At 56.7% G+C, this 23,962-nt stretch carries 20 protein-coding genes; 13 read left to right on the forward strand and 7 right to left on the reverse strand.

Features of this window, described 5'->3' with window-relative positions; translation table 11 throughout:
• Positions 1-206 precede the first annotated feature (206 nt).
• From BLW10_RS09120 to BLW10_RS09145, 6 genes are all read left to right on the forward strand, one after another.
• Positions 207-905 (forward strand): zinc ribbon domain-containing protein, encoded by a 699-nt coding sequence (locus BLW10_RS09120; RefSeq protein WP_091334112.1) that lies wholly within the window; start codon positions 207-209, stop codon positions 903-905.
• A 94-nt stretch (positions 906-999) separates the two neighbouring features.
• The gene (locus tag BLW10_RS09125) at positions 1,000-1,401 is read left to right on the forward strand and encodes an HIT domain-containing protein (protein ID WP_091334114.1); all 402 of its coding nucleotides are present in this window, start codon (positions 1,000-1,002) and stop codon (positions 1,399-1,401) included.
• Between the two features lie 108 nt (positions 1,402-1,509).
• Positions 1,510-2,712 (forward strand): alanine transaminase, encoded by a 1,203-nt coding sequence (gene alaC / locus BLW10_RS09130; RefSeq protein ID WP_091334115.1) that lies wholly within the window; start codon positions 1,510-1,512, stop codon positions 2,710-2,712.
• Positions 2,713-2,788: 76 nt separating this feature from the next.
• A complete protein-coding gene (locus BLW10_RS09135) occupies positions 2,789-3,007 on the forward strand; it encodes a type II toxin-antitoxin system HicB family antitoxin (protein ID WP_091334117.1) in 219 nt (72 codons plus the stop codon).
• A gap of 5 nt (positions 3,008-3,012) precedes the next feature.
• Positions 3,013-3,201: a type II toxin-antitoxin system HicA family toxin gene (locus BLW10_RS14485; protein WP_091334118.1), complete on the forward strand. Its 189-nt coding sequence runs from the start codon at positions 3,013-3,015 to the stop codon at positions 3,199-3,201.
• A 40-nt stretch (positions 3,202-3,241) separates the two neighbouring features.
• Positions 3,242-4,558 carry a homoserine dehydrogenase gene (locus BLW10_RS09145; protein WP_091334120.1) on the forward strand — a complete coding sequence of 439 codons (1,317 nt, stop codon included), beginning with the start codon at positions 3,242-3,244 and terminating at the stop codon, positions 4,556-4,558.
• Here the strand turns inward: BLW10_RS09145 and BLW10_RS09150 are convergent.
• Positions 4,555-5,355, reverse strand: a complete 801-nt coding sequence (locus BLW10_RS09150) for an inositol monophosphatase family protein (RefSeq protein ID WP_091334122.1) — start codon at positions 5,353-5,355, stop codon at positions 4,555-4,557. The genes BLW10_RS09145 and BLW10_RS09150 overlap by 4 nt on opposite strands.
• A gap of 377 nt (positions 5,356-5,732) precedes the next feature.
• On the opposite strand from BLW10_RS09150, the gene BLW10_RS09155 reads away from it, so the two are divergent.
• Positions 5,733-7,241, forward strand: a complete 1,509-nt coding sequence (locus BLW10_RS09155; RefSeq protein WP_091334123.1) for a mannose-1-phosphate guanylyltransferase/mannose-6-phosphate isomerase — start codon at positions 5,733-5,735, stop codon at positions 7,239-7,241.
• Between the two features lie 173 nt (positions 7,242-7,414).
• The gene (gene ychF, locus BLW10_RS09160) at positions 7,415-8,506 is read left to right on the forward strand and encodes a redox-regulated ATPase YchF (RefSeq protein WP_091334125.1); all 1,092 of its coding nucleotides are present in this window, start codon (positions 7,415-7,417) and stop codon (positions 8,504-8,506) included.
• A gap of 59 nt (positions 8,507-8,565) precedes the next feature.
• On the opposite strand, the gene BLW10_RS09165 is transcribed toward ychF, so the two are convergent.
• Positions 8,566-10,299 carry a potassium/proton antiporter gene (locus tag BLW10_RS09165; protein WP_091334127.1) on the reverse strand — a complete coding sequence of 578 codons (1,734 nt, stop codon included), beginning with the start codon at positions 10,297-10,299 and terminating at the stop codon, positions 8,566-8,568.
• Positions 10,300-10,477: 178 nt separating this feature from the next.
• Here BLW10_RS09165 and BLW10_RS09170 point away from each other — a divergent pair, with 178 nt between their 5' ends.
• The 5 genes from BLW10_RS09170 (at position 10,478) to BLW10_RS09190 (ending at position 18,946) form a co-directional block, all read left to right on the forward strand.
• Positions 10,478-11,563, forward strand: coding sequence for an efflux RND transporter periplasmic adaptor subunit (locus BLW10_RS09170; RefSeq protein WP_091334156.1), 1,086 nt, complete (start codon positions 10,478-10,480; stop codon positions 11,561-11,563).
• On the forward strand, positions 11,556-14,828 hold the full coding sequence (locus BLW10_RS09175) for an efflux RND transporter permease subunit (protein WP_091334129.1): 3,273 nt from the start codon (positions 11,556-11,558) through the stop codon (positions 14,826-14,828). The genes BLW10_RS09170 and BLW10_RS09175 overlap by 8 nt, the downstream gene beginning before the upstream one ends.
• Before the next feature lie 100 nt (positions 14,829-14,928).
• Complete coding sequence (gene dapB, locus BLW10_RS09180) at positions 14,929-15,744, forward strand: 4-hydroxy-tetrahydrodipicolinate reductase (RefSeq protein ID WP_091334130.1); 816 nt, start codon at positions 14,929-14,931, stop codon at positions 15,742-15,744.
• Positions 15,745-15,767: 23 nt separating this feature from the next.
• Positions 15,768-17,009: a precorrin-6y C5,15-methyltransferase (decarboxylating) subunit CbiE gene (gene cbiE / locus BLW10_RS09185; protein WP_091334132.1), complete on the forward strand. Its 1,242-nt coding sequence runs from the start codon at positions 15,768-15,770 to the stop codon at positions 17,007-17,009.
• A complete protein-coding gene (locus BLW10_RS09190; protein ID WP_091334133.1) occupies positions 17,009-18,946 on the forward strand; it encodes a sensor domain-containing diguanylate cyclase in 1,938 nt (645 codons plus the stop codon). The genes cbiE and BLW10_RS09190 overlap by 1 nt, the downstream gene beginning before the upstream one ends.
• Before the next feature lie 14 nt (positions 18,947-18,960).
• Here the strand turns inward: BLW10_RS09190 and BLW10_RS09195 are convergent, their stop codons facing one another.
• The 5 genes from BLW10_RS09195 to BLW10_RS09215 form a co-directional block, all read right to left on the reverse strand.
• Entirely contained in the window at positions 18,961-20,265 is a 1,305-nt protein-coding gene (locus tag BLW10_RS09195) for a cobyrinic acid a,c-diamide synthase CobB (RefSeq protein ID WP_091334135.1), read from the reverse strand.
• Positions 20,266-20,385: 120 nt separating this feature from the next.
• Positions 20,386-21,405: an NAD-dependent epimerase/dehydratase family protein gene (locus tag BLW10_RS09200; protein ID WP_091334158.1), complete on the reverse strand. Its 1,020-nt coding sequence runs from the start codon at positions 21,403-21,405 to the stop codon at positions 20,386-20,388.
• Complete coding sequence (locus BLW10_RS09205) at positions 21,402-22,298, reverse strand: glycosyltransferase family 2 protein (protein ID WP_177169037.1); 897 nt, start codon at positions 22,296-22,298, stop codon at positions 21,402-21,404. Before BLW10_RS09205 ends, BLW10_RS09200 begins: the two co-directional genes overlap by 4 nt.
• Positions 22,299-22,369: 71 nt before the next feature.
• Complete coding sequence (locus tag BLW10_RS09210) at positions 22,370-23,377, reverse strand: glycosyltransferase family 2 protein (RefSeq protein WP_245709298.1); 1,008 nt, start codon at positions 23,375-23,377, stop codon at positions 22,370-22,372.
• A 98-nt stretch (positions 23,378-23,475) separates the two neighbouring features.
• Positions 23,476-23,934 carry a hypothetical protein gene (locus tag BLW10_RS09215; protein ID WP_091334140.1) on the reverse strand — a complete coding sequence of 153 codons (459 nt, stop codon included), beginning with the start codon at positions 23,932-23,934 and terminating at the stop codon, positions 23,476-23,478.
• Between the last annotated feature and the right edge of the window lie 28 nt (positions 23,935-23,962).

Consider the following 23,962-nt stretch of genomic DNA (forward strand, 5'->3'; position numbering starts at 1 on the left):
GTGAGTCTCAAGTTTACTTAGCGTCTAGTCGATTGTTGCTTCGCCAAATTTGCAATAATCAAGTTCGCTATAAATTAGCCGCTGGCTAGAAAAAAACTGATTTGCCAGTTTCTAGACAGCCTCTTAGAAACGATCAATGGTCAAAAGACCGTCGCGGGTTTAACGTAAGGTCTTTAGGGAGCCTAAAGTTCTCTGAGGAACTTCCGGTGAATCTGCGAGATGGTCGCGTTGTAAAGTACGCAAAACATTGGTATGTCGCTATTCCTGTTACAAAAAGCACCGAGCGTACCGAGAACCAAGGGCGCTTAGTCTCCCTAGACCCAGGAATACGAACATTTCAAACGTTCTTTAGCGACCAGTTCGCAGGTCATCTAGGGCAACAAGACTTCCAAAGAATTGCGAGACTCGCAAAGCATTTGGATGATCTGTTGTCACGAAAAGACCGTGAGAAAAGTAAGCGTAAACGCTTGTCGCTCACCAATGCAGCGAATCAAATTCGAGTTAAAATAAAGAACTTGATAGATGAATTGCATTGGAAGGTAGCGAGATTTCTCACTGATAACTTTGATGTGATCTTATTACCTACGTTTGATACGCAACAGATGGTTGTTAAAACAGCCAGAAAGTTGCGCAAGAAATCTGTCAGGTCGCTATTGTCTTTTAGCCATTACAAGTTTGGGCAGCGACTTGAGCAGAAGTGTATTGAACGAGGCAAAAGACTCATTCGAGTTTGCGAAGCCTATACCAGCAAAACTGTTTCTTGGAACGGTAAATTGCTCAATATCGGGTCAGCAAAAATGATTACATCAGATGGGATCACGGTTAATCGTGACATCAACGGCGCTCGTGGAATCTTTCTACGAGCTTTGGTGGATTCACCCATTCTCCTTGAGAATGCGCGTTAATTTTTTACAAGTTTTTGTAGAGTTTATTAACGAAATTGAATCAGTAAAACGCATGTTAACGTACACCGTTGCTATTTCTACCTGACCCGACCTGATGTCACCATCCTTTGCGCTCCATCCCCAACTTTTAGCCGATTGCCATGTGCTCGGGCGTTTACCGGCAACCCACCTCTTGCTGCATCGCAATGCTGCCGTGCCCTGGTTCATTCTGGTTCCTGAAACCGATCTGGCCAATCTCTTAGATCTGCCGACCGCGCACCGTGAGGCAGTGTTGGCCGATTGCACGCGCATTGCCGATGCACTGCGCACGCTGGACTATCCCAAAATCAATGTCGCTTGGATCGGTAATCTGGTGCCGCAACTGCATATCCATATTATCGGGCGTCGTCCCGATGATGCCTGCTGGCCGCGTCCGGTGTGGGGGCATCTTGCGGAACACCGCGACTGGGCGGAATCAGATATCAGGGCATGGTGCGAGAGAGTTTTTGGCCAGTGATCGGGGTAGTCGGCTCAAAAACTCAAAAACATACCGGATGTGCAAAAGTCAACCGGCGGCGGTAGACTTAACAGCTTTCACCCACCATCATCCACATGAGGTTTCGCCGTGGTCGCCCCCGAGTCAGACTTTTACCGCATCAAGCGGTTGCCGCCCTATGTCTTCAACATCGTCAACGAGTTGAAGGCCGAGGCGCGAGCGCGGGGCGAGGACATCATCGACTTCGGCATGGGCAACCCCGATCAGGGCACACCCCAGCACATCGTTGACAAGCTCATTGAGTCCGCGCAGCGCCCTGACACCCATCGCTATTCGATGTCACGCGGTATTCCGCGTCTGCGTCGGGCGATTTGTAATTGGTATCGTGATCGCTTTGATGTGCATTTAGATCCGGAAAGCGAAGCCATTTTAACCATTGGCTCGAAAGAAGGTTTAGCGCATTTAGCCCTAGCAACCATGAGCGCCGGGGATACGGTATTAGTGCCGAATCCGGCCTATCCGATTCATCCCTATGGATTCATTATCGCTGGTGCTGATGTGCGCCATGTGCGTTTGACGCCGGATGTGGATTTCTTTGAAGAATTGCAAAAAGCGATTCAGGAATCCTGGCCGAAGCCAAAAATGCTGGTGCTCAATTTCCCCGGCAATCCAACTACGCAATGCGTTGAGCTGGATTTTTTCCAGAAAGTGATTGATATTGCCACCGAACACGGGATCTGGGTCATCCATGATCTCGCTTATGTCGATATTGCCTTTGATGGCTATCAACCGCCTTCGATTCTCCAAATTCCTGGAGCGAAAGAGATTGCGGTTGAGTTTTTTACGCTATCAAAAAGCTATAATATGCCTGGCTGGCGTGTTGGCTTTATGTGTGGTAATAAAACGCTGGTTTCGGCATTGGCACGAATTAAATCCTATCTGGATTATGGCACCTTTACGCCAATTCAGGTGGCGGCGATTGCAGCACTCGAAGGCCCACAGGACTGTGTGCGCGAAATCAGCGATATGTATCAGAGTCGGCGCGATGTGCTGTGTTCTGGATTAAATGCCGCCGGTTGGCCAGTCGAGTTGCCAAAAGCGACGATGTTTGTCTGGGCACCGATTCCTGAACCCTATCGCGCAATGGGATCGCTGGAATTTTCTAAAAAGCTCTTACGTGATGCAAAGGTCGCGGTTGCGCCGGGTATTGGCTTCGGCGAATACGGCGATACTCATGTGCGTTTTGGCTTGATCGAAAATGAGCATCGCACGCGCCAAGCCATTCGCGGCATTAAAGAGATGTTCCGACGCGATGCGCGAGCGGGTGGGTGATTGGCCGACTAAACAATGCCAGAATGCAACTAAGTTTGTGTTCTGGCTTTTTTGCTTTTAGCAAAATAAAACGAAAATGAACTCACAGTCTATTTATACCGCGATTATAACGCAGCAAAATAATTGCTGGATTGGCTGGATTGAAGAAGTTCCAGGTGTGAATTGCCAAGAATCAACATATGAAGCCTTGCTTCATTCACTACGCATCACGTTACAAGAAGCACTGGAATTTAATCGAGAAGAAGCGATATTAGCAGCAGGATTAAATTATATTGAAGAAAAAATTGCAGTATAGGCAGGATGAAAAGAAATGCTTTATTGAAATATTTGCGCTCACAGGGTTGCGATAGACTGAGAGAAGGCGCTAATCATTCTTGGTGGTGGAATCCTGAGCAAAATAGACGCTCATCTATACCAAGACACAATGAAATTGATGACATGTTAGCAGTGAAAATCTGCAAAGATCTCGGCGTTAAACCGATTAAATAACGCTAATACGACAATCGCACAACACGATTCAGGTGACTGCATGGAACCGGTTAAAATCGGTCTATTGGGCTTGGGAACCGTCGGCGGCGGCACGGTAACTGTTTTGACGCGCAATGCACGCGAAATTGCTCGGCGTGCTGGACGTGGTATTGAAATCGCCCGCGCTGCCGCTCGCGACTATCGCCCGGAGCAAATTGAAGGCTTAGACCAAATCGGCCATATCAGTGATGATGCGTTTGCCGTTGTTGATGATCCGACAGTGCAAATCGTCGTCGAATTGATCGGCGGCTATTCACCCGCATTTGAATTGGTGATGCGTGCCATTGACAATGGCAAACACGTCGTCACGGCTAATAAAGCCTTGATTGCTAAACATGGCAATGAGATCTTTGCTGCTGCGCGTGCTAAAGGTGTGATGATTGGTTTTGAAGCGGCGGTTGCTGGCGGTATTCCAATTATTAAAGCGCTGCGCGAGGGTTTAGCTGCCAATCATATTGAATGGATCGCTGGGATTATTAACGGTACCGGCAATTTCATTCTCACCGAAATGCGCGATAAAGGGCGACCTTTTACTGATGTGCTTAATGAAGCGCAAGCACTCGGCTATGCGGAAGCTGATCCGACCTTTGATGTTGAGGGTATTGACGCGGCACATAAGCTGACGATTCTCGGTTCGCTGGCATTTGGGATTCCGCTGCAATTTGAGCGATGCTTTATGGAAGGGATTTCGCGGATTGATGCGCAAGATGTCGCCAATGCCGCTGAACTCGGTTATCGGATTAAACATCTCGGTATTGCGCGGCGTTCTGCGAATGGAATTGAATTGCGCGTCCATCCGACGTTAATTCCTGAGCGGCGTTTGTTGGCGAATGTCGATGGTGTGATGAATGCGGTGTTAGTTAAAGGCGATGCAGTTGGGCCAACGCTTTATTATGGCGCTGGAGCCGGTGCGCTCCCGACGGCATCGGCGGTCATCGCTGATTTAGTCGATGTGACGCGCGCATTGACGACTGATCCAAGTAATCGGGTACCGCATTTAGCATTTCAGCCGGATGAATTAGCTGATACGCCGGTATTGCCGATGGATGCTATTCAAACGTCGTATTATCTGCGGCTTACGGCGATTGATCGTCCGGGCGTGATGGCGCGGATTGCCAGTATTTTGGGCGAAGAAGGCATTAGTATTGAGGCGATTAAGCAGAAAGCGCCGAATAAAGGTGAAACGCAAGTCACATTAGTGATGCTGACGCATCGCGTGATTGAAGGACAGATGAATACGGCGATTGCGCGGATTGAGGCGCTGGATTCGGTGCAGGGCGCGGTGGTGCGGATTCGGATGGAATCGCTGTCAGGTTAATGCAGTTCTAAACACGTCTGCCACGCTGCTAATAATTCGGTATTTGCAGCGGCCAGCGCCAAGCGTGGTTCAAGCGTCAGCGTGGTGCTCAATGCGAGCGTTTCGGGAATTAAATGCCAGGCTGCCGCTCCCGCTTCATCGGCAATTAAGCGCCCGGCGGCATAATCCCATAACTTTTGGCCGCCGTGCAGATAAAGCTGAAAACGCCCCGCCGCCAGCCAGCACCATTCAAGCGCCACTGAGCCGAGATAGCGTTGCGAGCCAAAACATGTCTGTCGGGTGACACGGTGCAGCAGCGCCGGCGGCAGGCGCTTGAGATCGACCATCGCCAGATTCTCGCGCAGCTTGGAACTGGGCGCACTGGGTTGAATCGGCTGGTTATTGAGCCATGCGCCTTGACCGCGTGCGGCGACGAAACATTCATCACGCACCGGATCGAGGATTGCGCCGAGCGTCGGTTGACCGCCTTCAATCAGCGCCAGCGAAATCGAGAACGCCGGAAATCCGGCGGCATAGTTGCTGGTACCATCCAGCGGATCGACCACCCACAGCGCCCCGTTTGCCCGCTCCAGCAACTGCGCTTGTTCGGCGGCGGTCATCTCCTCACCCAGCAGCGGAATGCCGGGGAAATCCCGTGCCAGCGTCTCGGTTAAATAACGTTGCGCGGCGAGATCCGCTTCGGTGACCACGCTGCCATCGGTTTTATGCTGGGCGGTGATGCCGTGCCAGTTCGGGAGAATCGCGGTTGCGGCGGTGGCGCGGAGTATCCGGGCAAGCTGGGTTAAATCAGTGGTCATGGGCGATCTGTCGATGCGTTGGTGATACGCGGGCGCTATCCGAGCAGCGCCGAACGCAGTTTAATTTGAGACAGGATTAACAGAATTACGCAGGATTTACAGGATTTTTAATTATTCAATCGTGTTAATCCTGAATTATCCTGTTAATCCTGTCTAGTTTTCTTGAGACAGGATTGACAGAATTAGGCAAGATTTACAGGATTTTTAATTATTTAATCGTGTTAATCCTGAATTATCCTGTTAATCCTGTCTAGTTTTCTTGAGACAGGATTGACAGAATTAGGCAAGATTTACAGGATTTTTAATTATTCAATCGTGTTAATCCTGAATTATCCTATAAATCCTGCTAGTCAGTATTCACTGTGGAAGCCACGTCAATGCCCATACAACCCGTTATTCTCTCTGGTGGCTCCGGTACGCGCCTGTGGCCGCTGTCGCGTGAAGCCTATCCCAAGCAATTTCTGCCGCTCACCAGTCAGCATACCATGTTGCAAGAGACGGTCAGCCGCCTCGATGGGCTGACCGCAGAACACCCGCGTCAGGCGATTGTGGTGCGCGATCCGCTGGTGGTGTGTAACGACGCGCATCGTTTTTTGGTCGCCGAACAGTTGCGCTTGATCGGCCGCCAAGCGGCGGCGATTGTGCTCGAACCAAAGGGGCGCAATACCGCACCGGCGCTGACGCTCGCGGCGCTGGTCGCCCAGCAAACGGGCGATGATCCGGTGCTGCTGGTGATGCCCGCCGATCATGTGATCCGCGATGAGGTGGCATTTCGGGCAGCGGTCGCGGATGCGCACGCGCTGGCACGCGCTGGCGCAGTTGTCACTTTTGGGATTGTGCCGAGTGCGCCCGAAACCGGCTACGGTTACATCCGGCAGGGCGCAGCTCTGGATGCGACTGGACTCAACGGCGTGGCTGCGGTGCTCGATGGCTTTGTTGAAAAACCCGATGCGGCGACCGCGCAAGGCTATCTGGCTTCGGGTGACTATCTGTGGAATAGCGGTCTGTTCGTGCTCCGTGCGTCGGTGTGGCTGGCGCTGATTGCCCGTTTTCGCCCCGAAATCGCCGAGTGTGTGCAGCAGACCATCGCCACCGCCGCGCCCGATGGCGAGTTTTTGCGCCTTGATGCCGAACTCTTCGCGGCCTGTCCGAGCGATTCCATCGACTATGCGGTGATGGAACCGTTGTCGCTCGCGGCACGAACCGAGGCGGGCACGGCGCTGCCGCGGGCGCTGGTGATTCCGCTCAATGTTGGTTGGTCAGATGTCGGCGCGTGGTCGGCGTTGTGGGCGGTGCGTGAACAGGATAGCAGCGGCAATGTGCTCGACGGTGATGCCTTTGTGCATCATGCCCATGATAATTTGCTGATTGCCCAGCATCGGATGTTAGCTGCAATTGGTGTCGATAATTTAATTGTGGTTGAAACACCGGATGCGGTATTAGTCGCGACCAAAGACGCGGCGCAGGATGTTAAAGCGGTGACGCAATTTCTGCAACGCCAGCAGCGCAATGAATATATTCATCATCAGCGCGTTCATCGCCCCTGGGGTGCGTATGAATCCATTGGTCAAGGATCGCGTTATCAGGTCAAGCGTCTGACAGTTAAACCGGGCGAATCGCTGTCATTACAAATGCACCATCATCGCGCCGAGCATTGGATTGTTGTTTCAGGAACAGCGCGTGTGACCTGCGATGACAAGAGTTTTCTGCTGACCGAAAATCAATCGACCTATATTCCGGTTGGTGTCACACATCGGCTGGAAAATCCGGGCCGGATTCCATTGGAATTGATTGAAGTGCAATCCGGTAGTTATCTGGGTGAAGATGATATTGTGCGCTTTGAAGATCGCTATAACCGCGATCCAGTTGAGCCGCGCACGGATTGATCTGTTTGACAGAAAAACAAGACAGGATTGACAGGATGATTCAGGATTAACAAAATTTAATTTTTAAAAAATCCTGTAAATCCTGCGTAATTCTGTTAATCCTGTCTCATTTTTCTGCGGTTCGGTTGTCTGCACCCACTGTTTTTCTTTGATTACAACGCGGTTTATCACTCATGGGATTTAAATGCGGTATCGTCGGTCTGCCTAATGTCGGCAAATCGACCCTATTCAATGCGCTGACCAAAGCAGCGATTGCGGCTGAAAATTACCCCTTCTGCACCATTGATCCAAATGTCGGCGTCGTGCCCTTGCCCGATCCGCGACTCGATGTGATTGCAGCGATCACTAAGCCGCAAAAAGTGCTGCCGACCTCGATGCAATTTGTCGATATTGCTGGATTGGTCGCTGGCGCTTCAAAAGGCGAAGGCTTGGGCAATAAATTTCTCGCCAATATCCGCGAAACCGATGCGATAGCGCATGTGGTGCGCTGTTTTGAAAATGACGATGTGATTCATGTCGCCGGTAAAGTCGATCCGCTCGGTGATATTGAGGTGATTAACACTGAACTCGCTTTGGCGGATTTAGAATCAGTGAGCAAAGCCTTAGATCGTGCCCAGCGTGCGGCGAAAACCGGCGATAAACAGATCATTAAGCGCAAAGAACTGTTAGAACGCGCTCAGGCCCAGCTTGATAGCGGTAAGCCAGTGCGGGCATTGGGTTTTGATGACGATGAACTGAATGAATTGCGCGATCTGTTTTTATTGACCGCCAAGCCGACTATGTATATCGCCAATGTATCCGAGGATGGGTTTGAGCAAAACCCATTACTCGATCAGGTGCGGGAATTAGCGGCGAGTGAAGGCGCGGTGGTGGTGCCGGTCTGTGCGGCGATTGAGGCGGAGATTTTAGAACTCGATGATGCGGCACGCGATGAGTTTTTAGCCGATTTGGGATTAGATGAACCCGGCTTAAATCGCGTGGTGCGGGCGGGTTATCGGCTATTAGGTCTGGAAACCTATTTCACCGCCGGCCCAAAAGAAGTCCGCGCTTGGACAATCCCCCAGCAATCAAAAGCACCGCAAGCAGCGGGCGTCATTCATTCCGATTTTGAGCGCGGCTTTATTCGCGCTGAAGTGATCGGCTATGATGATTTTGTCGCCTGCAAAGGTGAACAGGGCGCAAAAGAAGCCGGAAAATTGCGCTCAGAAGGCAAGGAATATGTCGTGCAAGATGGCGATGTAATTCATTTTCGGTTTAATGTTTAGAGCTTCCAGCCGCCAGCTTCCAGCAATAAGCTGACGGCTGGTAGCTGATTGCTCCCGCTTCACATCTCTCGCGGCAATTTCAGCCCAACTTGCGTGATGCGGTCGTCCTCAACCGCCCGCACCACTAATTCGAGTGCGCCGAGTTGCAGCCGGTCGCCGACGACTGGATGCGTGTTGAGTGCGCGGCGCATCAGCGCATCGAGCGTGAGCGCCGCGTCAGTTGGGTCGGCTTTGACCCCATAGAACGCGCACAGATCGGCTAAACGCGAGCTGCCCTGCAACACAAATTCACCAAAAAATGCCTGCTCTGACAGGCGTTCGGCTTCCGCTTCGGGTACGGCGACAAACAGCCGGTCGAGTTCGCTCAATTCGCTCGGATCGGCCAGCAAATAGACATGATCTTCAGCCCGCATCTGCACCGGGCCGCATTGATCGAGCCATTGCCCGCTCCGCAACACCGCCACCAGCCGCGCTCCGGGCGGCAGTCGCGTGCGCAGTGCGGCGGCGTCGGCGATGATCGGGGCATTGGCGGCGAGACGATAGCCGACCAATTCCAGTTCCTGCTGCCCAGGAATATCGAGTTCAACGCGCTGCACCAGATGCGTGCTCGGCGGCACTTCCAGTTCCAATTTGCGTGCTAGTCCGATGACTGTCCAGCCCTGAATCAGCAGCGAGACCAGCACCACGAAAAAGACGATATTGAAGATCATTGGGGCCTGATTCAGTCCAGCCAGCAGCGGAAACAATGCCAAAATAATCGGCACCGCGCCGCGCAAGCCGACCCAGCCAATAAACACCTGTTCGCGCCACGGGAAGCGAAAGGGCCAGAGACAGAGCCACACCGCCAGCGGGCGTGCGACCAGAATCAGCACCAGCGCAAACAGCAGCGCATCATCGGCGACCGGCAGCAGCGCCGACGGCGTGACCAGCAGTCCAAGCATCAAAAACATGCCGATCTGCGCCAGCCGCGCTAGGCCGTCGTGAAATCGCTTGATTTCTAGCCGCGCTTCGAGCGGACGATTGCCGATGACAATACCGGCGAGATAAATGGCGAGAAAGCCGCTGCCGTTGAGCGTCGCGGTGATACCGAACAGACACATCCCACCGGCCATGATCGCCAGCGGATAGAGTCCAGCGGACATTTTGAGCCGATTGACCAGCCACACCAGCCCAAAACCGCCGCCCAGTCCGAACAGTGTGCCCAGTCCCATCTGCCGGATAAATTCGGTCAGCAGCATCAGCCCGATATGGTCGGGATTAGTGCGCAACAGCTCGATTAAGGCGACAGTGAGAAAAATCGCCATCGGATCATTGCTACCGGATTCGATTTCCAGCGTCGCGCCGACGCGCTGTTTGAGTTCGATGCCGTTCGAGCGCAATAGCGAGAACACCGCCGCCGCATCAGTCGAGCCGACAATTGCCCCCAGCAATAAGCCTTCGAGCCAACTGAGTTCCAGCCACCAGACCGCAAACAGGCCGGTGATCGCGGTGGTCATCAGCACCCCCAGCGTTGCCAAGCCGAGTGCCGGACGCAAACCGACGCGAAAATCTTTATAACAGGTCGCTAATCCACCATCGAACAAAATCACCGCCAGCGCGAGATTGCCGAGCAAATGCGCAAGCTGCGTATCGTCGAACACGATCCCACCTGGGCCATCCTCGCCGAACAGCATCCCCATCACCAAAAATACCAGCAGCAGCGGTGCCCCGACTCGCGCGGTAATCACGCTGGCCAGTACACTGACAAAGACCACCGAAGAGCCAAGCAAAATAATGTGATTCGTCAGTTCCATACGTGCGGGATGGGTGTAGGTTGAAAACAGCTTTCAGCGGCCAGCTTGTTATTTGGTGGCAGCGTGTCAGCTTTACCAACGCATTCGCTTGGCTGGCGGCTGGAAGCTAATAACCGGAAGCTCAAAACTGCTAACATTAGCAAAGACTAATATACTCGGAGTGACGATCATGGGTTTAATGCGCTCGATCTTGCTGCTGACCGGGCTGCTGTTGGTAAATAGCACGGTCTGTGCCAATCCGCCGCCACTGCTCACTGCGCCGGTGGTGGCGCAAACCGTGCCGCGTGAATATCGGCTCGATGGCACGGTTGAGGCGGTCAATCAGACCACCATTGCCGCGCAGACGCAGGGGCAGGTGCAAGAAATGCATTACGATGTCGATGATTTTGTAGAGAAAAATGCGTTGATTGCGCGGCTCAAAGACACCGAACACCGCGCCCGCGTCAGTCAGGCCAGCGCCGATGTCAAGGCCGCGACTGCGCGTCTGGATCGTGCCGAGGATGAGCACACGCGCATCGCTGGACTCTATCAAAAGCGCAATGTCTCGGATTCGGATATGGATAAAGCGAAAACCGAGTTAGCCGGTGCGCGGGCTGAACTCGATGCGGCGCGGGCGCGGTTGGCCGAAGCGGAAGAGCAGTTGGCCTATACCGAAATCCGTGCGCCCTATTCGGGCATTGTCACCCATCGGCATGTTGAACTCGGCGAGATCGCCAGTCCGGGCACGTCGATTATGACCGGCATTTCGCTTGATGAATTGCGGGTGACGGTCGATGTACCGCAGAGCGTGATTCCGGCGCTGCGTGGGGCAGCGGCGACGACGAAACGTGCTTGGGTGTATTTGCCCGATGGCACGCGCCTCGAATCGACGCGGCTGACGGTGTTTCCGTTCGCTGATGCCGGTTCCAATACCTTTAAGGTGCGCATTGAGTTGCCGCCATGTGAAAGTGGCGACCGCCAGCGGCTGTTTCCGGGCATGTATGTCAAGACTGGCTTTGCCGTCGGTGAGAAATCCGAACTGATGGTGCCCAAAGCCGCCGTCGTGCATCGCTCCGAAGTCACAGGCGTGTATGTCATTACTGAGGGCGAGCATCTTCATTTGCGCCAGATTCGTCTCGGGCGGGCGCTTGATGATGCCTATATCGTGCTTGCGGGTCTGACCGAGGGCGAGCAGGTTGCGCTCGATCCCATCGCCGCTGGCGCACGCCTCAAAACCCAAGCACCGCTGCGGCATGTCACCGGCGAGGCGGTGCGCCATGACTGAGCACACACCTGCTGAGAACACCAGAGCGAAACGCATCAAGCCACTCGGCCTGTCGGGGCGGATCGCGGCGCGTTTTCAAGCGACCGAAATCACGCCGCTGCTGGCGCTGGTCGGGCTGCTGCTGGGCGTATTCGCCGTGCTGATTACACCACGCGAAGAAGAACCGCAGATCGACGTGACCTTCGCCGATGTGTTCATCCCGTTTCCGGGCGCATCGGCCAGTGAAATTGAACATCTGGTCGCCGGGCCAGCCGAGCAGGTGTTTTCGGAGATCAAGGGCATCGACCATGTGTATTCGGTCTCGCGTCCGGGTCTGGCGGTGGTCACGGTGCAATATGAAGTCGGCGAGGACAACACCGAGGCCATTGTGCGACTGTTTAGCGCGGTGCTATCGAATCAAGATTGGCTGCCGCCGAATCTGGGCGTTGGCACGCCGATTGTCAAACCGATGGGCATTGATGATGTGCCGATTCTGACCGCAACCCTGTGGTCGGATGATGCCAGCATCGGTGCCTATGAACTCGGACAGGTTGCCCATGCGCTCGAACAGGAAATCAAGCGCGTCCCCGATACCCGCGATGTCTACACAGTGGGCGCACCGGAACAGGTGGTGCGCGTGCAGTTGCAGCCGGAGCGACTGGCTGGCTATGGGTTGGATCTCGACAGCCTGCGCCGCGCCCTGCAAGCGGGCAATCGCATTGCTGATAATCTGAACATTACGGCAGAGAATCAGGACATTTTGGTGCAGGCCGGTACCTTTTTGACCTCACCGGATGCCATCGGCGAATTGGTGGTCGGCGTCCACGACGGACGACCCGTTTATCTGCGCGATGTCGCCACGCTCGAACGCGGGCCGGAACAGCCGGACACAGCGGTGCTGATGGGCGCTGGGCCGGGTGCGCAAGCAGGCGTGGCCGGCTGGACACGTCCGGCAGTGACTATCGCGGTAGCAAAAAAAGCCGGAACCAATGCCGTCGATGTCGCCGCCGCTGTTAGCGACCGCTTTGAGCAACTGCGCGGCCTGTTCATCCCCGATGGCGTCGCAGTCACCATCACCCGCAACTATGGCGCGACGGCGGACGCGAAAGCGCAAAAGCTGATGAGCAAGCTCAGTTTTGCGACGGCTTCCGTGGTGCTGTTGGTGCTGTTTGCGATTGGCTGGCGCGAGGCGATCATCGTCGGCGCGGCGGTGATTGTGACGCTGGCGCTAACGCTGTTTGCGTCCTGGGCGTGGGGGTTTACGCTCAATCGCGTCTCGCTGTTTGCGCTGATTTTCTCCATCGGCATTCTGGTCGATGACGCGATTGTCGTGGTCGAGAATATTCATCGTCACCTAGCGATACACGGCGGGCGGCTGCTCGATCTGATGCCGCGTGCGGTCGATGAGGTCGGCGGGCCGACGATTTTGGCAACTTTTACGGTGATTGCCGCGCTCTTGCCGATGGCCTTTGTCAGCGGCTTGATGGGGCCGTACATGAGTCCAATCCCGATCAATGCCTCGATGGGGATGCTGATTTCGCTGATTGTCGCCTTTGTGTTCACGCCCTGGATGACTAATCAGATGCTGGGACGGGTTCAGCACGCACCCGCCGTGAGCGGCGCGGGTGGTCACGGGTCAGAGCGGGGAGCGCACCGCTTGGCGCTGGTATTTGAGCGATTGATTGGCCCATTTGTGAGCGGGCGGCGCGGTCATCGCAATCGTTGGCTGCTGCTCGGCGCGATTCTGTTGCTGATTGGCGGTTCGCTCTGGCTCGCGGTCAATCGCACGGTGGTGCTCAAAATGCTCCCGTTCGACAACAAGAGCGAATTTCAGGTCGTGCTCGATATGCCCGAAGGCACCAGCTTAGAGCAAACGCTGCGCGTGTTGAGCGAGATGGGCGAATATCTGGAGACCGTGCCCGAGGTCAGTGATTATCAGCTCTATGCCGGAACCGCTGCGCCGATCAATTTTAACGGGCTGGTGCGTCAATACTATCTGCGCGACGGGGCGCATCTGGGCGATATTCAGGTGAATTTGGTCGATGCCCATCACCGCGACCAAAAAAGCCATGCGCTGGCGCTGGCACTGCGCCCGCCGTTGCAAGCCATCGCCCGCCGCTATCAGGGCAATGCCAAGCTGGTTGAGATTCCGCCCGGGCCGCCGGTGCTGGCACCGCTAGTCGCCGAGGTCTACGGATTGGATTATGACGGTCAGATCGCGGTAGCGCGGCAGGTGCGCGAGACTTTCGAGCACACAGCGGATATTGTCGATGTCGATGATTCGGTCGAATCTGCGTCGCGCAAGCTGACGCTGGTTGTGGATCGCGCTAAAGCGGCGCGGCTCGGTGTGGCGCAATCGAGCGTCGCAACTGCGCTGGCAACCGTGCTCGATGGTGAGGATATGAGCTTTTTGCACGGTGCCAATGTGAAATATGCGGTGCCGATCCGCGTTGAATACAGCGAGGCCGATAAAGCCGATCTGGAACAGGTGCTGGCGCTGCGGGTGCGGGCGGAGAGCGGGCAACTGGTGCCGCTGTCGGAGATCGTCACGGTGGTCAGTGACAGCCGCGAGCGCAGTATTTATCACAAGGATTTGCTGCCGGTGGTCTATGTAACCGGCGATATGGCGGGTGAAACCGACAGTCCGCTTTACGGTTTGTTTGAAATCGCCGCCACGCTGACCGCGCAATTGGGCCTCGATCAATGGTACCGGCAAGCGCCAACTAATCCCTATGGCTATAGCCTCAAATGGGATGGTGAATGGCAAGTGACCTATGAAACCTTCCGCGATATGGGCGCAGCCTATGGGGTCGGATTGATCCTGATTTATCTGCTGGTGGTCGCGCAGTTCCGCAGTTATCTGGTGCCGCTGGTCATCATGGCCCCGATTCCGCTGACGCTGATTGGCATTCTGCCCGGTCATGCGCTCTTGGGCGCACAGTTCACCGCAACCTCGATGATCGGCATGATCGCGCTGGCGGGGATTATCGTGCGCAACTCGATCTTGCTGGTGGATTTCATCAATCAGCAGGTTCGCGCTGGGATGAGCCTCGAACGGGCGGTGATTGATGCGGCAGTCGTCCGCGCCAAGCCGATTGCGCTGACGGCGATGGCGGCAATGGCGGGAGCGGTGTTTATTCTCGATGACCCGATCTTCTCTGGTTTGGCGGTGGCGCTGCTGTTTGGGCTGTTTGTCTCGACGGTCTTGACGCTGGTTGTGATTCCAGTGGTTTACTATGGCGTCATGCACAAGCGGGTTGAGTGGATTCAGACCGCGACCGGGTGAGATCGGGTGATTTGAACCGCAAAGGCGCAAAGCGCACCAAGATTTTTAATTAGCGTCCTGTGCGGTTCCATCATCACAACACAAGTTTTGAGGTTCAAATATGGGTGACATCAGAATCGCCATTGCCGGCGCAGGCGGGCGGATGGGACATAACCTCGTTCAAGCCGTCACGGAAACCGACGGGCTGACGCTCGGCGCAGCGACTGAACGCGCTGGTAGCTCGCTGATCGGCGCAGATGCCGGCGAGCTGGCCGGCGTCGGACAGCTCAAGGTGCCCATCGTGGCGGAGTTGGCGAGCGTGCTCGCTGATTTTGATGTCTTGATCGACTTCACCGCGCCCGCCGCAACGCTGGCGCATCTGGCGCTCTGCTGCGCAGCCGGTAAACGCATGGTAATCGGCACCACCGGACTCGACGCCACGCAACGCGCCGCGATTACGGCGGCGGGCGCTGACATCGGCATTGTGTTCGCGCCGAATATGAGCATTGGCGTCAATCTGTGCTTTAAGCTGCTCGACATCGCCGCCCGCGTGCTCGGCGATGAAGTCGATATTGAAATCATCGAAGCCCACCATCGGCATAAAGTTGATGCGCCCTCGGGAACGGCGTTGCGCATGGGCGAGGTGATCGCCGACGCACTCGGGCGCGATCTAAAAGAAGTCGCTGTCTACGGCCGCGAAGGTCAAACCGGTGCTCGCGCCCGTCACACTATCGGCTTTGAAACCATCCGCGCTGGGGATGTGGTCGGCGAGCACAGCGTCTGGTTTGCCGCTGACGGCGAGCGCGTCGAGATCGCCCACAAAGCATCCAGCCGCATGACCTTCGCACGCGGGGCCGCCCGCGCCGCTCGCTGGATTGCTGACCACGAGCGCGGCTGCTTTGATATGCAAGATGTGTTGGGATTGCGCGAATATTAAAGCGCATATTCAGGATATTCAGCATGACCACACCGCCCGCCGCGCCCGCTTCAGTTGCTTGGCTCACGGTCATCGGTATCGGCGAGGACGGATACGCCGGTTTAAGTGCAGTGGCGCGTCAGGCGCTCGACACAGCGCAGGTGCTGTTTGGCGGAGCGCGGCATTTGGCGCTCATCCCTGAGCGTCCCGATCAAGAGCGCCACGCTTGGCCGAGTCCTTTTGAATTGGCTTATACCCAGCTTTTGGCGCGGCGCGGTCAGCCGGTCTGCGTGCTTGCCAGTGGCGACCCGATGCTGTTTGGCATTGGCGCAACACTAGCCCAACGGCTGCCGCCCGCCGAACTGCGCATCCTGCCCGCGCCCGCCTCCGTTTCGCTCGCCGCAGCGCGACTCGGCTGGGCGTTGCAAGAGGTCGAGATCATCCCCGCGCATGGCCGTCCGCTGGCGCGGGTCAATCTGCATCTGGCTCCGGGCGCACGGCTGCTGGTGCTGGCCGCCGACGCGAGTACACCGCGTCAACTCGCCGCGCAACTGACCGCACGCGGCTACGGCCCGAGTCAGCTCACCGTGCTAGAACGACTCGGTGGCGCACACGAACGGCGGCTTGATGGCACTGCCGCGACTTGGACACATCCCGACGGCGCGGCGCTCAATCTCATCGCCGTTGACTGTCGCGCCGCGCCCGATCTGCTCCCGCTCTCGCGCCGCGCTGGACTGCCGGATGCCGCTTACGATCACGATGGCCAACTGACAAAACGTGATGTACGCGCCGTGACACTGGCCCATTTAGCGCCACAGCCCGGCGAATTGCTGTGGGATGTGGGCGCAGGTTGTGGCTCCATCGGCATCGAATGGCTGCGCACCGACAGCCGCTGCCGCGCCATCGCCATTGAAGCCGACGCCGGACGCCGCGCCCGCATCGCCCGCAATCGCGACGCCCTCGGCGTCCCCGATTTGGTGATTATCGCCGGACACGCACCGGAAGCACTCGCCGATCTGGAACCGCCCGACGCGATCTTTATCGGCGGTGGCCTGACCGTCGCCGGTGTCGCCGACCGCTGCTGGGCGGCGCTCAAACCCGGTGGGCGGCTGGTCGCCAACGCGGTCACGCTGCAAAGCGAAGCAGCACTCGTCGCACTCCGCGCCCAGATCAGCGGCGATCTCACGCGGATTTCAGTCGCTCACGCCGCACCGCTCGGACGCTTCGACGGCTGGCGCACGGCGATGCCGGTCTCACTTTTGATTGCACACAAGGCGCACAACTGATGCAACGCGCTACCACGCCGGTCAGTCTGCAACGGCTGATTTATCGCAATTATCTCAAAAGCGCCTTAATTCCGATGCTGGCCATCGAAATTGTGCTGTTGACGCTGTATTTCAGCATCAATCTGTATATTTCCAGCCGCAATCAAGCAACCTTATTGCAGGAAGTACAAAATAACCTGCTCACCATTATTACCAGCGAAGCGCACAGTATTAACACCCAGCTTGGTGAAGTAGCGCATCTCACTGGCGTCTTACAACGCGCACAGGAAACATTTTTTGCCCATCCCGATGGCTGTCGGCTCCCGAATGGCCCGCCGCGTTTAGAACGTCATCCCAATGGCGCGTATTACAAAACTGAGGATAACGGCGGCGCGAGTTTGTATTACGCCGCAACCACGCCAATTGGTGAGGCCGAACAGCACAAAGCCCTATGCAGCGAAGAATTGGATCCGCTATTCCAAGCCATTGTTGAAACTAATCTAATTGTTACCCAAGCCTATCTGAATACAGCCGATGCCATGAATCGGCTCTATCCATTTCTCCATGATGCCGCCGCGCTGTTTGGCCCCAGTTGGGATGTGAATGAACTGACGTTTTATTATGAAGCGGATGCCGCGCATAATCCCCAGCGCCAAGCTGTGTGGACAAGTGCCTATCTCGATCCAGCGGGCGCAGGTTGGGTGATTTCCAGCATCGCGCCGATTTATCGCGGCGATGTACTTGAAGGGGTCACTGGATTAGATGTGACGATTGATAAATTGATCCGTCATGTGCTCGATCTCGATTTATCTTGGGATGCAACGCCATTTCTGATTGACCGCGACGGCACCATTTTAGCCATGCCGCCGCGCATTGAGCAGGTATTTGGGCTGCGTGAATTGCTCGAACATGATTACACCGCACCACTCGGCATGACCCACAGTAAACCGGATGCGTACAATATTTTGCGCAGTAAAAATCCGAATTTTCGCACCGGAATGCTCGAATTTTTTAGCTCCGGGCAGCATTTATTAGAATTGCAAATCGGCAAAACGCAGTATGTCTTGTTGCAACAGCACATTTCACAAACCGGCTGGCGGCTGATGGTGTTGGTCAATCAATCGCGCATTCTCGCGCCGATCACCGCCCTGCGCGATTTGAGCAATCGCATCGGCTATGCGGCAATTGGCGTGTTGATCGGGTTTTATATCGGGTTTTTTCTGGTATTGTTGATGTCAGTGCGGCGGCTGGCAGATCGCATTGTTTCGCCCTTACAGGCGCTTTCTGCTGCAACCAGTAATTTAGGACAGCGGCTCGATCAACGGCGATTGCAGCCAGTTGGCATCGAGGAAGTCGATCAACTCAGCCATAATTTTAATGAGATGACCAGTGCATTAGATGAACGCACAACGCAGTTAATTGCTGCTGAACTCGCCCGCCAAGCCAAAGAGCGCGAGACCCGCACGCTCACGCGCATGGCGAATACCGATTTGCTGACCGAGGTTTATAATCGACGCAAAATCGAAACCGTCTTGAATCGTCTAATCAATAATCTCAATACCACAGGCGAACCATTCGGATTGATTTTGTGCGACATCGATCATTTTAAATCCGTCAACGATCAATACGGTCATTTAGCAGGCGATCAGGTTTTAATCGAATTATCGCGGTTATTACGGGCGCAATTACGCCGTGGCGATGCCGTCGGGCGCTGGGGTGGGGAGGAATTTATGATCGTGTGTCCGTACATCGACCAAATGGGCGCGGAACAAACCGCCGAAAAGCTCCGGAGCAGCATCGCTGAACACACGTTTTCGATGGTCGGCACCGCAACGGCCAGTTTTGGTGTGGCGTTGGCACAGCGCGGCGAAGCGCATGATGCGCTTGTGGAACGCGCCGATGCCGCGCTCTATGCGGCGAAAGCAGCCGGGCGGAATTGTGTGCGTTTAAGCGTCTAAACGCTGGAAGCTGACTACTGAAACAACGCCGCCGCTGCGCGGGGGGCGGATGGAAAATACAGATGCAGATAGCTTGCCTGCACCGCGCCGACCCGATATACCACCTCCCCGCGCCGACCGTCGCGCTGGCGTTCACTGAATGCAACCGGCGTCAGCGGTGTGTCGAGCGTCGAGTGATGAAAACTGTGTCCGCGCAGACAGCCAAGCGGCGTTCTGAGTGCCTGCATCCCCAAACCCGCCAGCCGTGCCTGCATCTGTCCGCGCCCCGGCAAGACGCCGACTAAGTTCGCATGTTGTCCGTGTTGATCCGTCAACTGTTCTAGGAGATAGAGCATCCCGCCGCATTCGGCATAGAGCGGACGGCCAGCAGCAACATGCGTGCGCAGGGCGTGTTTCATGCTGGTATTGGCCGCAAGCGTCTGAAGATGCAATTCAGGATAGCCGCCGGGCAGATAGATCGCATCGGCGCTGATGGTCGTGTCAGTGAGCGGTGAAAAAAAGCTCAGTTTTGCGCCTAATGCTGTCAATAGCCGTAAATTGTCGGCATAAATAAAGGAAAACGCGGCATCGCGTGCGACGGCAATCCGCTGACCCGCAAGCCAGGGGCGCAGCGGTTCGGGTTCAGAGGACGGCGGCGCAAAGGCGACCGGCGCGGGCAGTTCAGCAAGCGCCAGCCCTGCGAGCTGATCGGCGGCGGCATCAAGTCGCTGGTCAAGATCGGCAATTTCCGCCGCTTGCACCAAGCCCAGATGACGGCTCGGCAGGGTCGCGGATTCAGCGAAACGTGGAATCGCGCCCAGATAGCGCACCGCATCCGGTAGCCCAGCGGCAAGCATTTCGGCATGACGCGCACTGCCGACTTGATTCGCGGCGATGCCGGCAAATTGGAGCGCGGGTCGGTAACAGGCCAACCCGAGCGCCAAGGCTCCGAAGGTCTGACCCATGCCGCGTGCGTCAATGAGCGCCGCCACCGGCAGCCCGAAAGTTTCGGCAAGATCCGCGCCCGAGGGTGAACCGTCGAACAGTCCCATCGCGCCCTCGACCAATATCACATCCGCTTCACCCGCTGCGTCATAGAGTTTATGGCGGCACAATGCCTCGCCGACCATCCACAGATCGAGCGGCGCGACCTCAGCGCCGCTGGCGCGGGTGAGGATCATCGGGTCGAGAAAATCCGGCCCCGTTTTGAACACCCGTACCCGCCGCCCGAGACGGCGATGATGGCGGGCAAGCGCGGCGACTACTGTGGTTTTGCCCTGACCAGAGGAACAGGCGGTGAGAAAGAGTGCGGGGCAGTGGTGAGTTTTGCTCGATGGCATGGGGTGATTTTGAGGTAAGAGGCGGGGTAGCTGGTTTTTTTGCCGCTGAAAGCGCGGAAATACGCAGAAAAATTTTTGGTTTGCTTGTGACGCAGTTCCAGTTTCTTAAGCTTTTTTATGTCAGCTATAGCTCAAAGCCAACCGCTCAATCTCCCGCGCCAGCCCATACTGCGGCACAAACCCCAGCGCGGTGAGGGCGCTCGCGTCGTACCATGCATTGCCAGTCAACTTTGCCAACGTCTCCTGCGTCAGCGGCATCCGCCGTCCGAGCCAGCGTTCAGCCAGTGTGCCAGCGACCGCCGCGCCGCGTAGTGCCCAGAGCGGTACAGACCAACGCGGCAGCGGACGACCCAGCGCCAGCCGAATTTGTTCATACATCCAGCGGGTTGAATAACTGGCCCCATCGGTCACGAGGTATGTCTGGCCGCCGCTGGCCGGATGTTGCGCTAACAGCCGCGCTGCCGCGATGACATCTTCAACATGCACCGCTGAACGGGCGTTTTCTAGCGGCGGCCAGGGTGGAAAGCGTCCAGCGGCGATGGCTGCAACCAGCCGTGTTAGGTTTCCGGCCCCATCGATACCGTAAACCATCGGCAGCCGCATCACACTCGCTTTGATGCCGTGCGCGTGGCCAAACGCCAGCACCTGCTGTTCCGCCGCGAGCTTGGCGCGACCGTACAGGCAGTCCGGTGCCGGCGGCGTATCGGCGCGGGCCGGATAGCCATGTGTACCCGCCTGTTCGCCCATCGCCTTGACCGTGCTGATATACACCAATCGCTCAATGGTCGCCGGCGCGAGTGCAGCAAGCAGATTAGCTGTCCCGTCAGCCGTGACGCGCCAATGCTCAGGCGCATTGTAGAGATCTGGTTCATCGGGGCGCGGCGCGTAGCTGGCCAGATGAAACACGGTTTGCACATCAGCTCCGAGTTCCTTGAGGGTCTCCGGCATTGTCACATCGCCGAGATGGAGGCTGACGGGTTCATGGGGCCAGAGTCGCGCTGCCGCAGCCGGGGAGCGCGTCAGAATCCGCACCGGATGCCCGCTCGCCAACAGGGATGCGACCAGCCGCCGTCCGACCTGACCAGTTGCGCCAGTCACTAGCACCGCACCAAGCGGCGCAGTCTGTGGCCGCTGTCTCATCGCGTTTGTCTCCATACCCGCCAGCCGATGACGCCAGCTTTCAACACGAAATGCGCCCAGATACCCACGACAACCAGCCACCCAAACAGGCGCGGATAGCGGGCGGCTTGATGAATCCGAAAAAAGCGCACCATGCCGCGATGCTTGTGCCGCTCTACCGCGAGCGGATTGCCGGTGCTACAGCCGCCTTTGTGATGAATCACCCGCACATCCGGCACGAACAGAATCTGTAAGCCCGCCGCGTGAAAGCGCACGAACCAATCCAGATCCTCGCAGTGCAAAAAATATCCCGCATCGAGCGGCCCGACCTGTTCCAGTGCGCGGCGCGTCGTCAACATCAATGAACCGGAAATGGCCGCAACTGGCGTCGGCGCGGTCGGCAGCGGCTGCTGGCGCTGATCGAGACGCCGGTCGCTGGTCGTGTGAACGAGGCGATCCAGATGCAGCAGGCGCTGTAGCGCGTTCCAGGGATCGGGAATAGCGCGGCGACAGGCGACCTGTTCGCGCCCATCGGGATCGCACACCAAACAGCCGATCATGCCGACGGCCGGATGCGCGTCGAACTGGGGCAGCAGCCGTTCCAGCGTATCCGGTGCAATAAAACAATCGGGATTGAGAAACAGCAGCCGCTCGGCCCGCGCCAGCGGCAGGACACGATTATTTGCCGCTGCAAAACCGAGATTAGCGCCATTCTCGACAATCCGCAGGCGCATATCAGTGCCGTGTGCGGTGCGAAGCTGATCGAGACTGTCATCCTGCGAACCGTTATCGCTGATGATGACCTCAACCGGCACACTAGAGGCAAGCGCCGCGCCCACCGCCGCCGTCAGCAGAGGGCCAGCGTTGTAATTGACGATAATCACGCTAACAGCAGGTTGAACAATGGTGTGCATGTTGATAATGAGTGGATAAACAGATCGCATCCGAACACAAACGGACGGTTACAAATAGCGAAGCTGATCGCTCATCGCCGCCGGAGCAACGCCCGCCACCCCTGCTCCAGCACCTGATCTAGCTCCGAATCCGTGATGCAGCGCGTAGCCTGACGCGCTCGCCGTTTGCGCAGCGCCTGACCCAAACCGCGCACCGCCGCCCATTTTGCCCGCGCCACCACGCCAAACTGTCCACGTCGCGCACCAATCAGCAGCGCCGCAAGATTGACTAGCAGAAACAGCGGCAGCGAGCGCCACAGTAGCGCCGACGGCATGTTCTGCACATACGTCCAGACCAGATTGCGCTGACCGTAATAGGTCGAAAAATCACTGCGATAGCCAGTCACGGCTGACCCGACATGCAGCACCTGCGCCTCGGGCATATACCAGCATCGCTGACCGGCAAGCCGCAGCCGAAATGCGAGATCGACATCTTCCAAATAGCAGAAAAAATCGGCATCGAATCCGCCGACCGCCTCGAACTGATCGCGCCGATACAGCGCCGCCGCCGCGCAGGGCGCGAATACTTCACCCGCCGCTACTGCTGACCATGCCGCTTGACCGTGCTGCCGTCGCCAGGCCAGACCGCTACGGTGATAACAGTCACCCGCGCCATCGAGTCGCGTCGCATCACCATCGAGCAGCAAACAGGAGGCAAAAAAACTGTATTCCGGGTGCGTGTGCGCGGCGTGGAGCAACTGTTCGAGCCAATCTGGTGCCGGAAACGCATCGGGATTGAGCGTCACCACCCAGGTTGTCGGCGGCGCTTCGCGCACCCCCAGATTATTCGCCGCCGCAAAGCCGAGATTCTGCGCAGCGCGGATCACGCGCAGTTCGGGATCAATCGTTTCGAGTCCATTGAGGCTGTCATCCGTGCTGGCATTGTCAACCAGCACCGTCACCTGTGGTTTTACAGTCTGCGCGGCTAAGGCGGCGAGACAGCGGCGCAGATGCGCCCCAGCGTTATAGTTGACGATCACCACCACCACATCCGCTCGCGCATCGCGTGCAGGCGTGCCGGACAGATTGGACGTGCTCAAAGTGATCGAGCGCGACCGGCAACGGCACGGCGTCTCTGAGCCGGATGTGGAGTCAGCGGCACACGCGCCGTCGCGGGTCTGAGGCATGATTTGCAAGATTAGTATTGATTCATCGGTCGAAAGGCCGGCGGCGCGGTCGGCCACTCCGCTGGCGCAGACTGCGGTGGCGATGGCCGCTGTTGACGCGCTTCTAGCTCCTCGATGCGGCGCTTGAGTGCCTCGACTTCGTTGGGATCAACATTCGGTTGTGCTTGCGATTGCGCGGGCGGTTGCACAGCAGGCGCTGGTACCGGCACCCCATAGGGCATCGCGTAGGGCGCACCATAAACACCCGGATAACCATAACCACCATAGGGGCCGAGCGGGATCGGCGGGCCACCCCAGTAGGGATCATCTTGGCGCTCATCGTAGCGGTCGCGGTCGCCACCGAACCAGCGATTCGGGTTCATCATGTTGCCGAAATCAAACGCCTGACTCACAGGCACCGCCGTCAGCAGACTCGCGGCACCGACGATCAGCATTGCCCGAGTCGGTTTCAGTTTGCTCAACAGTGACATGCAATCAATCCTCCAGCTCCGGTTTTGT

The organism is Allochromatium warmingii (genome assembly GCF_900107145.1).
GTDB classification, from domain to species: domain Bacteria; phylum Pseudomonadota; class Gammaproteobacteria; order Chromatiales; family Chromatiaceae; genus Thermochromatium; species Thermochromatium warmingii.

Excerpts from the sequence above, each read along its gene's own strand:
- BLW10_RS09195 (WP_091334135.1), bottom strand. The coding sequence starts at position 20,265 with ATGCCATCGAGCAAAACTCACCACTGCCCCGCACTCTTTCTCACCGCC.
- BLW10_RS09135 (WP_091334117.1), top strand. The coding sequence starts at position 2,789 with ATGAACTCACAGTCTATTTATACCGCGATTATAACGCAGCAAAATAAT.
- BLW10_RS09145 (WP_091334120.1), top strand. The coding sequence starts at position 3,242 with ATGGAACCGGTTAAAATCGGTCTATTGGGCTTGGGAACCGTCGGCGGC.
- BLW10_RS09170 (WP_091334156.1), top strand. The coding sequence starts at position 10,478 with ATGCGCTCGATCTTGCTGCTGACCGGGCTGCTGTTGGTAAATAGCACG.
- BLW10_RS09165 (WP_091334127.1), bottom strand. The coding sequence starts at position 10,299 with ATGGAACTGACGAATCACATTATTTTGCTTGGCTCTTCGGTGGTCTTT.
- BLW10_RS09175 (WP_091334129.1), top strand. The coding sequence starts at position 11,556 with ATGACTGAGCACACACCTGCTGAGAACACCAGAGCGAAACGCATCAAG.
- BLW10_RS09215 (WP_091334140.1), bottom strand. The coding sequence starts at position 23,934 with ATGTCACTGTTGAGCAAACTGAAACCGACTCGGGCAATGCTGATCGTC.
- BLW10_RS09150 (WP_091334122.1), bottom strand. The coding sequence starts at position 5,355 with ATGACCACTGATTTAACCCAGCTTGCCCGGATACTCCGCGCCACCGCC.
- BLW10_RS09155 (WP_091334123.1), top strand. The coding sequence starts at position 5,733 with ATGCCCATACAACCCGTTATTCTCTCTGGTGGCTCCGGTACGCGCCTG.
- BLW10_RS09190 (WP_091334133.1), top strand. The coding sequence starts at position 17,009 with ATGCAACGCGCTACCACGCCGGTCAGTCTGCAACGGCTGATTTATCGC.
- cbiE (WP_091334132.1), top strand. The coding sequence starts at position 15,768 with ATGACCACACCGCCCGCCGCGCCCGCTTCAGTTGCTTGGCTCACGGTC.
- BLW10_RS09205 (WP_177169037.1), bottom strand. The coding sequence starts at position 22,298 with ATGCACACCATTGTTCAACCTGCTGTTAGCGTGATTATCGTCAATTAC.
- BLW10_RS14485 (WP_091334118.1), top strand. The coding sequence starts at position 3,013 with ATGAAAAGAAATGCTTTATTGAAATATTTGCGCTCACAGGGTTGCGAT.
- BLW10_RS09200 (WP_091334158.1), bottom strand. The coding sequence starts at position 21,405 with ATGAGACAGCGGCCACAGACTGCGCCGCTTGGTGCGGTGCTAGTGACT.
- dapB (WP_091334130.1), top strand. The coding sequence starts at position 14,929 with ATGGGTGACATCAGAATCGCCATTGCCGGCGCAGGCGGGCGGATGGGA.
- ychF (WP_091334125.1), top strand. The coding sequence starts at position 7,415 with ATGGGATTTAAATGCGGTATCGTCGGTCTGCCTAATGTCGGCAAATCG.
- BLW10_RS09125 (WP_091334114.1), top strand. The coding sequence starts at position 1,000 with ATGTCACCATCCTTTGCGCTCCATCCCCAACTTTTAGCCGATTGCCAT.